Source organism: Micromonospora sp. AKA38 (assembly GCF_027925725.1).
GTDB lineage: Bacteria > Actinomycetota > Actinomycetes > Mycobacteriales > Micromonosporaceae > Micromonospora.
Genome location: NZ_BNEI01000006.1, coordinates 1 through 12,355 on the forward strand (window position 1 = coordinate 1; position 12,355 = coordinate 12,355).

General features: G+C 74.3%; 9 protein-coding genes and 4 pseudogenes. 7 read left to right on the forward strand and 6 right to left on the reverse strand.

Annotation, left to right across the window (positions count from 1 at the left end; all coding sequences use genetic code 11):
- Positions 1-54: 54 nt before the first annotated feature.
- Positions 55-1,734, reverse strand: coding sequence for a DNA repair helicase XPB (locus TPA0908_RS27100; RefSeq protein WP_281942738.1), 1,680 nt, complete (start codon positions 1,732-1,734; stop codon positions 55-57).
- A gap of 172 nt (positions 1,735-1,906) precedes the next feature.
- On the opposite strand from TPA0908_RS27100, the gene TPA0908_RS27105 reads away from it, so the two are divergent.
- On the forward strand, positions 1,907-2,782 hold the full coding sequence (locus tag TPA0908_RS27105; RefSeq protein WP_281942740.1) for a L,D-transpeptidase family protein: 876 nt from the start codon (positions 1,907-1,909) through the stop codon (positions 2,780-2,782).
- A 51-nt stretch (positions 2,783-2,833) separates the two neighbouring features.
- Positions 2,834-3,067 (forward strand): hypothetical protein, encoded by a 234-nt coding sequence (locus TPA0908_RS27110; protein WP_281942742.1) that lies wholly within the window; start codon positions 2,834-2,836, stop codon positions 3,065-3,067.
- A 1-nt stretch (position 3,068) separates the two neighbouring features.
- Here the strand turns inward: TPA0908_RS27110 and TPA0908_RS27115 are convergent, their stop codons facing one another.
- A complete protein-coding gene (locus tag TPA0908_RS27115) occupies positions 3,069-5,534 on the reverse strand; it encodes a helicase-associated domain-containing protein (protein ID WP_281942744.1) in 2,466 nt (821 codons plus the stop codon).
- 37 nt (positions 5,535-5,571) lie between these two features.
- Here TPA0908_RS27115 and TPA0908_RS27120 point away from each other — a divergent pair, with 37 nt between their 5' ends.
- Both TPA0908_RS27120 and TPA0908_RS27125 read left to right on the forward strand, forming a co-directional pair.
- Positions 5,572-6,195 (forward strand): HAD family hydrolase, encoded by a 624-nt coding sequence (locus TPA0908_RS27120; protein WP_281942746.1) that lies wholly within the window; start codon positions 5,572-5,574, stop codon positions 6,193-6,195.
- Positions 6,196-6,223: 28 nt separating this feature from the next.
- Positions 6,224-6,610 carry a cold-shock protein gene (locus TPA0908_RS27125; protein WP_073826071.1) on the forward strand — a complete coding sequence of 129 codons (387 nt, stop codon included), beginning with the start codon at positions 6,224-6,226 and terminating at the stop codon, positions 6,608-6,610.
- Here TPA0908_RS27125 and TPA0908_RS27130 read toward each other — a convergent pair.
- Positions 6,571-7,402, reverse strand: a pseudogene (locus TPA0908_RS27130) (1,4-dihydroxy-6-naphthoate synthase). The gene TPA0908_RS27125 and the pseudogene TPA0908_RS27130 sit on opposite strands and share 40 nt — an antisense overlap.
- Before the next feature lie 387 nt (positions 7,403-7,789).
- On the opposite strand from TPA0908_RS27130, the gene TPA0908_RS27135 reads away from it, so the two are divergent.
- Positions 7,790-8,674, forward strand: coding sequence for a GNAT family N-acetyltransferase (locus tag TPA0908_RS27135; RefSeq protein ID WP_281942749.1), 885 nt, complete (start codon positions 7,790-7,792; stop codon positions 8,672-8,674).
- Here the strand turns inward: TPA0908_RS27135 and TPA0908_RS27140 are convergent.
- Positions 8,646-9,296, reverse strand: coding sequence for a futalosine hydrolase (locus TPA0908_RS27140; RefSeq protein ID WP_281942750.1), 651 nt, complete (start codon positions 9,294-9,296; stop codon positions 8,646-8,648). The two genes, TPA0908_RS27135 and TPA0908_RS27140, sit on opposite strands and share 29 nt — an antisense overlap.
- Positions 9,293-10,928: pseudogene (locus TPA0908_RS27145) on the reverse strand (MFS transporter). The gene TPA0908_RS27140 and the pseudogene TPA0908_RS27145 overlap by 4 nt, the downstream one beginning before the upstream one ends.
- Positions 10,929-10,993: 65 nt before the next feature.
- Between TPA0908_RS27145 and TPA0908_RS27150 the strand changes: the two are divergent.
- The gene (locus tag TPA0908_RS27150; protein WP_281942752.1) at positions 10,994-11,848 is read left to right on the forward strand and encodes a DUF3027 domain-containing protein; all 855 of its coding nucleotides are present in this window, start codon (positions 10,994-10,996) and stop codon (positions 11,846-11,848) included.
- On the opposite strand, the pseudogene TPA0908_RS27155 reads toward TPA0908_RS27150, so the two are convergent.
- A pseudogene (locus TPA0908_RS27155) lies at positions 11,839-12,097 on the reverse strand (DUF2530 domain-containing protein). The gene TPA0908_RS27150 and the pseudogene TPA0908_RS27155 overlap by 10 nt on opposite strands.
- 92 nt (positions 12,098-12,189) lie before the next feature.
- On the opposite strand from TPA0908_RS27155, the pseudogene TPA0908_RS27160 reads away from it, so the two are divergent.
- Positions 12,190-12,355: pseudogene (locus TPA0908_RS27160) on the forward strand (NCS2 family permease); the annotation flags it as partial.

Sequence of the window (12,355 nt, forward strand, 5' to 3'; positions counted from 1 at the left end):
GTGACGGCCACGATTGTGCCACTGTGGACCGACACCCGGGTGGACCCGGTTCGTCTACTCGACCGTCGGCAGTTTCGGGCCGAGCACGTCGTCGGCGTCCACGATCGTGTACGCGTACCCCTGCTCGGCGAGGAACCGCTGCCGGTGCGCGGCGTACTCGGTGTCGATGGTGTCCCGCGAGACCACGGTGTAGAAGTGCGCCTGCCGGCCGTCGGCCTTCGGGCGGAGCACCCGGCCCAGCCGTTGCGCCTCCTCCTGCCGCGACCCGAACGTGCCGGACACCTGGATCGCCACCGCCGCCTCCGGCAGGTCGATGGAGAAGTTGCCCACCTTCGAGATCACCAGTGTGCGCACCTCGCCGGAGCGGAACGCGTCGAACAGCCGCTCCCGCTCTTTGTTCGTGGTGGACCCCTGCACGATCGGCGCGTCCAGGTATTCGCCGAGCTGGTGCAGTTGGTCGAGGAAACCACCGATCACCAGCACCTGCTCCTGCGGGTGCCGCTCCACCAGCGCGCGGACCACCGGCAGCTTGGTGCGGGCGGTCGCCGCCATCCGGTAGCGCTCCTCCGCCTCCGCCGTCGCGTACGCCAGCCGCTCCGCGTCGGTGAGCGTCACCCGTACCTCGGTGCACTCCGCCGGCGCGATCCAGCCCTGCTGCTCGATGTCCTTCCACGGCGCGTCGTACCGCTTCGGGCCGATCAGGCTGAACACGTCGCCCTCCCGGCCGTCCTCGCGGACCAGCGTCGCGGTGAGGCCCAGCCGGCGGCGGGCCTGGAGGTCCGCCGTGAAGCGGAAGATCGGCGCGGGCAGCAGGTGCACCTCGTCGTAGACGACCAGACCCCAGTCGCGGGCGCCGAACAGGTCCAGGTGGGTGAACGCGCCGCCGCGCCGCGAGGTGAGCACCTGGTACGTGGCGATGGTGACCGGGCGGATCTCCTTGCGCTCGCCCGAGTACTCGCCGATCTCCTCCTCGGTCAGCGACGTGCGGGCGATCAGCTCCCGCTTCCACTGCCGGCCCGCCACCGTGTTCGTGACCAGGATCAGCGTGGTCGCCTTCGCCTCCGCCATCGCCGCGGCCCCGACCAGCGTCTTGCCGGCGCCGCAGGGCAGCACCACCACGCCCGACCCGCCGGCCCAGAACGCCTCCACCGCCTCCCGCTGGTACGACCGCAGCGTCCACGGCCTACCGCCGTCCTTGCCGGACTCGGCCAGCTCGATCGGGTGCGCCTCGCCGTCCACGTACCCGGCCAGGTCCTCCGCCGGCCAGCCGAGCTTGAGCAGCGCCTGCTTGAGCCGGCCCCGCTCGGACGGGTGCACCGCGATGGTGTCGTCGTCGAGTTTCGCGCCGAGCATGCCGGCGAGCTTCTTGCTCTTCGCCACCTCGATCAGCACCACCCGGTCCAGGGCGCGCAGCACCAGCCCGTGCACCGGGTCGTTGGCGAGTTGGAGCCGGCCGTACCGGTCCATCGTCTCGGCCACGTCGACGAGCAGGCCGTGCGGCACCGGGTAGCGCGAATACTTGATCAGGGAGTCGACCACGCCCTCCGCGTCGTGACCGGCCGCCCGCGCGTTCCACAACCCCAGCGGGGTGAGTCGGTACGTGTGCACGTGCTCGGGGGAGCGCTCCAACTCGGCGAACGGCGCGATGGCCATCCGGCAGGCCTGCGCGTCCGGGTGGTCGATCTCCAGCAGCAGCGTCTTGTCCGACTGCACGATCAGTGGTCCACCACTCACGCCGCGTCCTCCTCGCCTGGCCCGGAAACCTGCCCGCACGGCGGCTGACCTGCCGAAGGCGGACCATCCAGTGTTGCACGCCGGGGAAGGTCAGAAAAAAGTCTCGCTGGACAGGCAACGTCATACTCCTCTCACACGTCTAGCAAGCGGGACAACTGTCCAGGGAGGGCCCATGAAGCGTGTCCGGTTTCTCGCCCGGGTCGCCGGCCTGGCGGTGGTCGTGCTGGTCGGCGTCGGCGCGTGCGCGCTCGATCCGCAGACGGAGGGCGCCGGGGTCACCACCCCCGCGCCGGTCGGGCTGACGGAGGGAGCATCGGGGGCGAGCGCGCCGCCCACGCCCGAGCGGTCGGCCACGTCCCCGCCGGCGCAGCCGAGCCGGACGGCCACGCCGAAACCCTCCCGGTCGCCGTCGGCGACCGCCTCCCCGAAGCCCAAGCCGAAGCCGAGCCGCTCCGCCGGGTGCCCGCAGGGCGAGCACCAACGGGCCGTGGAGCGCTACCTGAGCCGGCTGGGCGGGTTCGGGACGCTGACCGTGGACGGTGCGCAGTCCGCCGCCGACTGCGTCGCGATCAAGAAGTTCCAGAACCGGTACGGCATCAGCCCGGCCTCCGGTCGCGCCGGCCCCACCACGTACGACGTGGCGAAGCGGCTGGCCGACACAGACGTGTCCCGCTGCCGGGCCGGCGCCCGGCTCACGTTCTGTGTGGACCTGACCCGGCAGACCGTGTGGGCGATGCGCGGCGGCACGGTGGTGCTGGGCCCGACCGTCACCCGCACCGGCATGTCCGGCTACGCCACGCCGGCCGGCACGTACTCGGTCGGCTGGAAGAACCTGCGTGAGTGGTCCAACCCGTACGAGGTGTGGCTGCCGTACTGGCAGCAGTTCAACGGCGGCATCGGCTTCCACGAGACCACCACCTACCTGCACAACGGCGCGATCGGCTCGCACGGCTGCGTCAACCTGCTGCACCGTGACGCGGTCCGCCTCTGGGAGCTGGGCTCGGTCGGCACCCGCGTGGTGGTGATCGGCCGCCGTCCCGGCACCTGAGCTGCCGGTACCCTGGGAGCCGGGTCCACCACCGGGCGGGGAGGGGCTGGCATGACCGTCGATCAGGACGTGCTTCCCGAGGACGAGCGGACGCCGCCGCAGGTCTCCACCGCGGTGCTGGTCGGCTACGCGACCGCCGCCGCGGGCGTGTTCGGTTGGTTTCTCTTCGGGCTGCTGGTGCAGCGGCAGGGCTTCGTCGACTCGGTCGGCGAGTCCGCCGGCGCGGCGTTCGCGCTGCTGCTGGCGATCTCGGTGATCGGCACGTTGCGCCGCAACGGGGAGTGACTCACTCCTCCAGCACGGCGGCCGTGATCCGGTGCAGCGCGAACGTGTGCAGCATCTCGGTGCGGTCGTCCTCGGCGCGCAGGTAGCCGGCGCCGATCGAGACCGGCCGGACCAGCCGGGACGCGGTCGCCCCGTGCGCGTCGACGTAACCCACCCAGACCCGCGCCTTGTCCCGTACCGCCTGCTGGAGCACCGCCAACGCGTCGCCGTGCCCGGGCACCGCCGTCGGGCCGGTGACCGCCGGTCCGCCGCGGACCACCGCCGGGGCCCGCCGCGCCGCCCGGGCCGCCGCCTCGCCCCGGCGGATCTGCTCCACCACGCCCAGCAGGCGGGGCATCGGCAGCCTCGGCGTGGCCAGCGGGTCCACCGTCCGGCCGGTGAGCGGCGTCCGGGCCGGCGCCCGCCGGTTCTTCGGCCGGGACAGCACCGTCGCGCCGCTGGCGTCCTCGGGCACCGGCGCGTATCCCGCGTCGCGCAACGCGAGCAGCATCCGGTTGACCTGGTACGGGGTGACCAGCACGGTCGGGGCCAGCCGGCGGAACGCCAGCGACTCCAGCCGCCGGTCCGCCTGCACCTCGGTGAGCAGCGCCTCGTCGTCGCTGCGCACGTACCCCCCGGCCGAACCGACCCGCAGCCCGCCGTGCTTGCGGGCCACGTCGTCCACCAGATAGGTCAGCCCCTGCGGCACCGGGGTACGCGACCGGCGGCGGAACAGCGCGTGCAGGTCGTCGGCGGTGTACCCGGCGTCCAGGGCCCGCCGGATGCTGGCCGTGGTCACCCGGTGCACGCTCGCCCCGCCCGCCGACTCGTGCTCGGCCACCACGTCCAGCTCGGCGGCGAGCGCCGGGTCGGGCGGGCCGGGCACCACCACGCTCAGGTCGGCCTGCACGAGGACGTGGTCGACCGGGGCGGGCAGCAGCCCGTCCAGTGCGCGTACCGCCGTCGACGGGTCGCCCGACTCGGCGTCGGAGCGCAGCCCCAGCGGGTCGTCGCCCCGCTCGTCGGCGTCGGCCAGCTCGGCCAGCAGCAGCCGCCCGTACGAGGTGAGCGCGCCCAGCCCGGTCACCCCGAGCCGGGCCGCCTCGGCCAGCACGTCGCGGTGCGCCGTCTCCCGTCCCCGGGCCCGCCGGGGCGCCCGCCACTCCAGCAGCGCCAGCACCTCGTCCGGTGTCGGCGCGGTGGCCGCCGGCAGGTCGGCCAGCACGGCGAGCACCGCGCGGCGGGCGGCCGGCGCACCGGCGCGTTCCGCCTCCGGCGAGAGCACCGAGATCGGCCGGTCCCGGTCGTCCCGCTGGCCGACCAGACCCACCTGCCGGGTCATCGCCAGCCACGCCCGGGCGAGCTGCTCCCAGCGCTGGGCGAGCGACGCCGCGCGCCACACCTCGTACCCGCCGGTGGGCGCGATCTGCTGGTCGCCGCCGTACCGGGTGGTGGCCGCGCCGGTCAGCTCCAGCTCACCGGTCAGCCCCGCCGCGTACGCCACCTCGAAGATCAGCGCGGTGGTCGGCTCGTCCAGCCCGAGGAGCCGGGCGAGCCGGCGCAGGTCGCGTACGCCGACGCCGCCGGACCGCAGCACCGGGGCCGGCTCGACGACAAGCGCCTCCAGCAGCGCCTCGGTGTGCCGGACCGCCTCCATGGTCTGCCCGGCCCCGGCCGAGTCGACGGCCTTGGTCTCCCGGGGCGGGGCGGACACCTCGGGCGGGCTGGTGCGCAGCGGGCCGAGCGGACCGGTGTCGCGGCGCAGCACCAGCCCCACCTCCCGGGGCAGCTCGACCGTGCCGTGGGGGCCGCCGGACATCCGCACCAGCAGGTGGTGCTCGACCAGCCAGCGGATCGGGGAGCCGGTGGGCGCGCCGCCGTTGACCAGGTCGGGCGGGAGCACGTCCTCGCCGCCGGTGGCGGGGGCCTCCAGTGCGCCCGGCGCCACGGTGCCGACCGGCGGCCCCGCGGCGAGCCGGTCCAGGACCGCCCGGGCCGACGGCGGCGCGGCGAGCAGCGCCCGCCGCAGCTTCGCCGGGTCCGCGCAGAGGGCCGCCGCGCGCGCGTCCAGCTCCGCCGCCGGGCGACCCAGCCCCGCCGGGTACGGGGACACCTCGTCGACGCCGCCCACCACGGTCAGGTCGTGCTCGGGGCCGTACAGCAGGAACCGCGCCCGGAGCCGGTCGACGGCGGCCCGGACCGCGGTCGGGGCGGGCGGGTGCGGCCCGGCGGTGGCCGTGGCGAGGATCTGGTCGGTGGAGGTGGCGCCGTCGGGGCCCCGGGTGAGCCGGGCGGCGTCGAGGATCTGGAGAGTGAACTGGTCGAGCCCGTCGAGCGCCCGGGCCACGGAGACCCGGGACTGGGCGCGCAGGGCGAGAGCGGACACGTCCGCCGGCACCGGCACGACGAGGTCCGGCCGCAGTTGGAGCAGGGCGGCCAGCGACTCGTCGGGGAGGGCCCGCAGATGGTCGGCGAGTGAGGTGGTCATCGTCGTACCACGCTAGCCCGCTGGGTACGTTCTCGGCATGCCTCCGCTGATGGTCGGCTTCGACCTCGACATGACCCTGGTCGACTCCCGTCCCGGGATCGCCGCCGCCTACCGGGCCCTGACCGAGCGCACCGGCGTGCCGGTGGACGCGGAACTGGCGGTGTCCCGACTGGGCCCGCCGCTGCGCACCGAGCTGGCGCACTGGTTTCCGCCGGAGCGGATCGAGGAGGCGGTGACGCTCTACCGCGAGCTGTATCCCGCGTACGCGATCACGCCGACGGTGCCGATGCCGGGCGCGGAGGGCGCGGTGCGCGCGGTGCACGAGCGCGGTGGGCGGGTGATGGTGGTGACCTCGAAGATCGGCCGGCTGGCGAAACTGCACCTGGACCACCTCGACCTGGCCGTCGACGAGCTGGCCGGCGACCTGTTCGCCGAGCAGAAGGCGACCGCGCTGCGGGAGCACGGCGCGACGCTCTACGTGGGTGACCACGTGGCCGACATGGCGGCCGCACGAGCAGCGGGAATCCCGGGCGTGGGAGTGGCAACGGGCCCCTGCTCGGCGGCCGAGCTGAGCGCGGCCGGGGCCGAACTGGTGCTTGATGATCTCGGCGAATTCCCGGCGGCGGTGGACCGGATCATCGGGCTAGCCTTGGAGGGGTAGACGGTTCGAGTGGAGCGGGGTTCGACAGGTGCCGACGGGTCGAGTGAAGTGGTACGACGCGGCCAAGGGATACGGGTTCGTCACCAGTGACGAGGGTGGCGACGTGTTCCTGCCCAAGGGCGCGCTACCGGCGGGTGTCGCCGACCTGAAGGGTGGCCAGCGGGTCGATTTCAGCGTGGTGGACAGCCGGCGGGGCGCCCAGGCCATGGGCGTGAAGCTGCTGGAGGCGCCGCCGTCCGTGGCGGAGCTGCGTCGCCGGCCGGCCGAGGAACTGCACGGCCTGGTCGAAGACATGATCAAGGTGCTGGAGGCGAAGGTCCAGCCGGACCTGCGCCGGGGGCGCTTCCCGGATCGCAAGGCCGCGCAGAAGATCGCTCAGCTGGTCCACGCGGTGGCGCGCGAGCTGGAGGTCTGAGGGACGAGCCCGGCGTCGGCGGCCCGGCCCAGCAGCGCCTCCACGGCGGCGAAGCCGGCCTCACCCAGGTCGGCGGTGAACTCGTTGACGTAGAGGCCGATGTGCCGGTCCACCACGTCGGGCTCCATCTCCTGCGCGTGCGCGAGGACGTACCCGCGGCTGGCCTCCGGGTCCGCCCAGGCCTGCCGCACCGACTCCCGGATCCAGGCGGCGGCCTCGACCGGGTCGACCGCGCCACGGCGGGCCAGGATCGCGCCGAGCGGGATCGGCAGCCCGGTGTCGCCCTCCCACCATTCGCCCAGGTCGACCAGCGCGGTCAGCCCGTGGCGCGGGTAGGTGAAACGGGCCTCGTGGATCACCAGACCGGCGTCGTACCGGCCGGCCGCCACGCCCGGCATGATCTCGTGGAACGGCACCACCTCGATCCGCGCCGGCGCCTGGTCCGCCGCCCAGAGCCGGAACAGCAGGTACGCCGTGGTCCGCTCGCCGGGCACCGCCACCGTCGCGCCGGACAGGTCGGTCCGGTCGCCCCGGGTGAGCACCAGCGGGCCGCAGCCCCGGCCCAGCGCGCCGCCGCAGGGCAGCAGATGGTAGTCGTCGAGGCAGCCACGGCAGCGCCGCGTAGCTCACCTTCACCAGGTCGAACGCCCCACGCTCGGCGGCCGTGTTGGTGACGTCCACGTCCGCGTAGGTCACCTCGACCGGCGGCGCCCCGGCCACCCGGCCGTGCACCAGCGCGTCGAAGACGAACGTGTCGTTCGGGCAGGGGGAGATCGCCAGGGAGAGCGCCACCCGTTCACCGTAACTCCGTCGCCGGTGCCGACCGCCACCCCGACCCGACCAGTGTGACCGACGCGGCTCGCCCGCTCCCTGGTGGCGGAGAGTCATTCGCCGGCCCTGCGAACTTGATGGCGTGAACGGGTCGGCCATCGGTCCGGTCGTTCACCCCCGCCCACGCGGGCACACCCCGCCGGGTCAGTCCCACTGGGCAACCTCGCCTGTGCTGGTCACGCCGGGACGTGCACCGCTGGCGGAAGGACTGACTCACCCTTTGCCATCAAGTTTGCAGGGCGCCGCTCGCGGACCCCTCGTCCCCAGCGGAACGGCTTTTCCACATGGTTATCCACAGGAAGTTGCCGCAGGGTGGAGGACGACGCGGTGACGGTCGAACATGGCACGGTGACTGACGCCGAACCGAACACCGATCCGCGGGCGACAGATGTGGGAGCGACGGATCTGGGAGCGACCGATCTGGGAGCGACGCTGCGGGCGTTGCGTCGGGCGGCCGACCTCAGTCAGCGTGAGCTCGCCGAGAGGTCGGGAGTCCCGCAGACGACGGTCGCCCGCATCGAGTGCGGGCGGTCGGTGGGTTCGAGCTTCCGCACCGTCGCGCGGCTGGTCGTGGCAGCGGGCGGGCGGGTCATCATTGCGCCCCCGGGCGAGAGGGATCGGCTGCTGCCGACGGTGTCGGAACAGTTGCGGGACGCGGCGGGGCGGCACTGCCCGGCGCACCTGGACGCCCGAGAGGTCCGCGAGCCGAAGGACTGGCCGGGGGCCTGGTGGGCGCACTTCCCGGCCCTCTCCGGTTACGCGTCGGCCCTGCCGGCCGTGACCTACCGACTCGACCGCGAACACCGGGACCGCGACCGGGCCCGGGCCTGGGTGCGCCGGGAGTGTCAGGTCCGGCGACACCTCGACCCCACGCTGCCGGCGACGTCCTGGCGATTCGTCGCCGAGCTGCCGGACGGCGAGTTGATCGGCGAGCTGCGCGCACACGAGCGCAGCGACGAACTGCTCCTCGGCTTCCCGTTGCCGGGCCGGTGCCACCTCGTGCTGGACGGGGTGCTCGTGGCGCCGGCGTACCGGCTTCTCGGCATCGGTCGGCGGCTGGTGGCTGCGCTGACCGCCGAAATGGCCCGTTGCGACATACCGTCGGCACACGCCGTCACCGATGAGCCGGGAGTGGGCCTGCTGCGCAGATGCGGCTTCCGGGTCGAGTCGAGAGGGGCCGCGGTGATGCGGTTCGAGCTGCCGGTCAGCGGAGAGCCGCGGCTGCGGTGGTGAGCGCGGCGAACGCCTCGCGCATGCGCCACGCGCCGCGGTCGCGGGGGCCGATCGGGTTCGAGACCGTCCGCAGCTCGGCGAAGGGGACCCCGGCGTGGGTGGCGGCCACGGCGACGCCGTACCCCTCCATGGCCTCGGCCACGGCGTCCGGGTGCCGGTCGGCGAGCGTGGCGGTGCTGGCGGCGGTGCCGGTCACGGTGCTGACCGTGAGCACGGTGCCGACGGTCGCCGTGGGCAGCGCGGCGCGCAGCGCGTCCAGCAGGGCCGGGTCGGCGGGCACGGTCCGGCCGCCACCCAGCAGCTCGGGCGCCATGCCCAGCTCCTCGACCGGGATGAACCCGGCCGGCGACTCGGCACCGAGGTCGGCGGCGACGCTGCGGTCGGCCAGCACGGTGCCGCCGACCGCGACCCGGCCGACGAAGCCGCCGGCGATGCCGGCGCTGACCACCGCCCGGTACGGCCGGCCGGCCGCCTCGGCCAGCGCCAGCAGGCGCGCGGTGGCGGCGCCGGCGACGGCCGGGCCGACGCCGACCGGTCGTACCGTCACGGTCGGGTCGGTGAGGCCGGCGCGGACCGCCTCGGCCTCGGCGGGCACCGCCGTGACCACCAGCAGACCGGTCACGCCACCGGCCCCCGGGGGTCGCGCCGGTTCTCGTCCTCCGCCGCCCCGACCCCGCCGACCGACGAGGAGGGGCGGTAGATGTGGAAGCCGGGCGGAGCGAGCGCGTCGTCGTCCGGCGGGGGGATGTCGACCCGCTGCGGCGCGGGCGAGGTGGGTGCCGGGTCGTCGAACGAGGTGACCGGCGGGTGACCGCTGATCACCTCGTCGTCGCCGAGCGGGTGACCGCTGATCACCTCGTCGTCGCCGAGCGGGCGACCGACCAGGTGTTCGCCGCGCAGTCGGCCGGCGATCAGCACACCGCGTACGGCCACGAGCGCGGCCACGCCGGCGGCTACCGCCACCCCGATCAGGCCGGTGAACGGCACCAGCCCCAGCCCGCCGCCGGCCACGAACGCGAGCATCAGCGCGGTCTCCGAGTGCGCGAAACGAACTGGCCCGCAGCCGCTCCGGGATGCGCTCCTGGATCGAGGCGTCCACCGCCAGCTTGGCGATCCCGCTCATCAGCGCCGCCACCAGGCAGAGCAGCGCCACCATGGGCAGCGAGAACTTGATCGCGGCGAGCAGCGCCACGCCGGCCACGACGATCGAGCCGCTGGACTGGATCGCGGTCGGCCGGTGGATGCGCAGCCGGGTGCCGAGCGCGGTGGCCAGGAACGTGCCGACCGCCAGCGCGCCGCCGACCAGGCCCAACGCGGCCTGGGCGCCGAGTTCACGGCCGAAGAAGTCGGTGGTCAGGTCGCCGGCCTTGATGGCGAAGGCGAGGAAGAGAAGCAGGAAGCCGTAGATCCCGCGTAGCGCCGCGGCCCCGATCAACGTGGCGATCACCAGGCGGCCGGCGGGGCGGCCCCGGCCCAGCGGGCGCTCGCCGTCGCGGCGGCGCATCGCCCGCAGTGGGTGCGGCATCCGCTCCGGCGGCTCCGAGTCGGCCTTGGGCGGCAGCCGGAGCGAGACGACCATGCCGATCAGGAAGATCACCGTGGCGACCCGGAGCGGCCACTGCGGCCCGAACCAGAACGCGGCCAACCCGATCGGGGCGACCAGCGCGCCGGCCACCGTGCCGTAGACGCTGGCTCGCGCGCCGACCTGGGACAGCCCCAACCCGTCGGGGAGCAGCCGGGGCACCGCCGCGGACCGGGCCACGCCGTAGGCGCGGGAGAGGGCGAGCACCCCGAAGGCCGCCGGGTAGAGCCCGAGCCCGCCCATGTAGTCGGAGATCAGCCAGGCCAGGAACGCCCGGCCGAGCATGGTGGTGGCCAGCGCGTACCGCCGGCCGTGGCGGAAGTGGTCGAGCAGCGGGCCGACCACCGGTGCGAGCATGGCGAACGGGACCATGGTCACCAGCAGGTAGAGCGCGACCTTGTTGCGCGCCTCGCCCAGCGGCACGTCGAAGAAGATCGTCCCGGCCAGGCCGATGGCGATCAGCGTGTCGCCGGCGCAGGAGAGCGCGTGCAGGTCGAACAGGCGGACCATGCCCACCTCGTTGCCGGCGCTGCGGGCCCGGGCGGTGCCGGCCCGGCGGGTCATCCAGCGCCCGCCGTGCAGTGAGCCCCGCAACAGCAGCCGGGTGGCGCGGATGCCGGTGCCCACGGTCCGCCCGAGGAAGGAGCGGCCGGAGCGGGAGGACAGCGCCATGTGTCCCATCCTGACCCATCTACTCCGTGCGTGCCGCATCACCCGGAGAGAACCCGCCGACGGGCATGGGGAACAATGGTGGAGTGACCAGGCCCGCCTCCGCCCGCGCCCCCCGGCTCGACCAGGTCTGCGCCGCCGCCGTCGAGGTGGCCCGCGACGCCATCACCGAGGTGGAGCCGACCGACGTCGGTGACCACCTCCAGGCCGTCGCCGAGGGCGACCGGGTCGTCACCCACTACTTCGACTGCCGGATGGCCGGTTACCGCGGCTGGCGCTGGGCCGTCACGGTGACCCGGGTGCCGCGCAGCAGACACGTCACCATCTGCGAGACCGTGCTGCTGCCCGGCTCGGACGCGATGCTCGCCCCCGGCTGGCTGCCCTGGCAGGAGCGGCTCCAGCCGGGCGACCTGGGTCCGGGTGACCTGCTGCCCAGCCCGGCCGACGACGAGCGGCTCGCCCCCGGGTACCTGCTCTCCGACGACCCGGCCGTGGAGGAGACCGCCTGGGAGTTGGGCCTCGGTCGGGCCCGGGTGCTGTCCCGGGAGGGGCGCGCGGACACCGCCCAGCGGTGGTACGACGGCGACCACGGCCCGGACGCCGCCATCTCGACCGCCGCACCGGCCGCCGCCCGCTGCGGCACCTGCGGCTTCTACCTGCCACTGGCCGGCTCGCTGCGGCAGTCCTTCGGGGCGTGCGGCAACTTCTTCGCCCCGGACGACGGTCGGGTGGTGAGCGCCGACCACGGCTGTGGCGCGCACTCGGAGACGCTCGTCGACACCACCGAGACGCCGGTCGCCGAGCTGCCCACCATCTACGACGACAGCGCGGTCGAGGCGGTGCCGGTCGGCGGGGCCCCCCGCTCCCGCCGAGGCGGCCGAGCCGGCGGAGCCGTACGCGCACTCCTGACCGGTCAGCGCTGACGCGCGGCGGCGGCCCGGCGGCGACGCCGGTTGGCGTCGTGCCGCATCATCGTGGCCAAACCGGGAAAGCCCCACAGAAAACCGGCAAGACAGGTCCAGAGCCAGTTCTGGTGGCCGTGCGCGGTGAGCCAGCCCCGGCAGAAGATCAGCAGCACCAGACCGGCCACCGCCCAGGCGATCAGCCCGCGACGGCGAACGGCACCATCGGCGGTCGAGCGGCTCCGGCCGCGGCTGTTGCTCCTGGGGCACCGGCCCAGCGTACGTGATCGTTCTTTCCTGTCCGCCGGGTGATCTGGCACGATGCGCGCGACAAACCGGTTGATCGACAAGATGAGGACCCGATGGCCATTGCCCCGCCGGCGGACCACGGCACACCGCCCGATCCCGCGCACCCGCGCAACGCGTTCGACCGCTTCTTCGAGATCTCCGCCCGCCGGTCCACCACGGGTCGGGAGATCCGAGGTGGCTTCGCCACGTTCTTCACGATGGCGTACATCGTGGTGTTGA

Excerpts from the sequence above, each read along its gene's own strand:
- TPA0908_RS27105 (WP_281942740.1), top strand. The coding sequence starts at position 1,907 with ATGAAGCGTGTCCGGTTTCTCGCCCGGGTCGCCGGCCTGGCGGTGGTC.
- TPA0908_RS27150 (WP_281942752.1), top strand. The coding sequence starts at position 10,994 with ATGGGGAACAATGGTGGAGTGACCAGGCCCGCCTCCGCCCGCGCCCCC.
- TPA0908_RS27110 (WP_281942742.1), top strand. The coding sequence starts at position 2,834 with ATGACCGTCGATCAGGACGTGCTTCCCGAGGACGAGCGGACGCCGCCG.
- TPA0908_RS27120 (WP_281942746.1), top strand. The coding sequence starts at position 5,572 with ATGCCTCCGCTGATGGTCGGCTTCGACCTCGACATGACCCTGGTCGAC.
- TPA0908_RS27115 (WP_281942744.1), bottom strand. The coding sequence starts at position 5,534 with ATGACCACCTCACTCGCCGACCATCTGCGGGCCCTCCCCGACGAGTCG.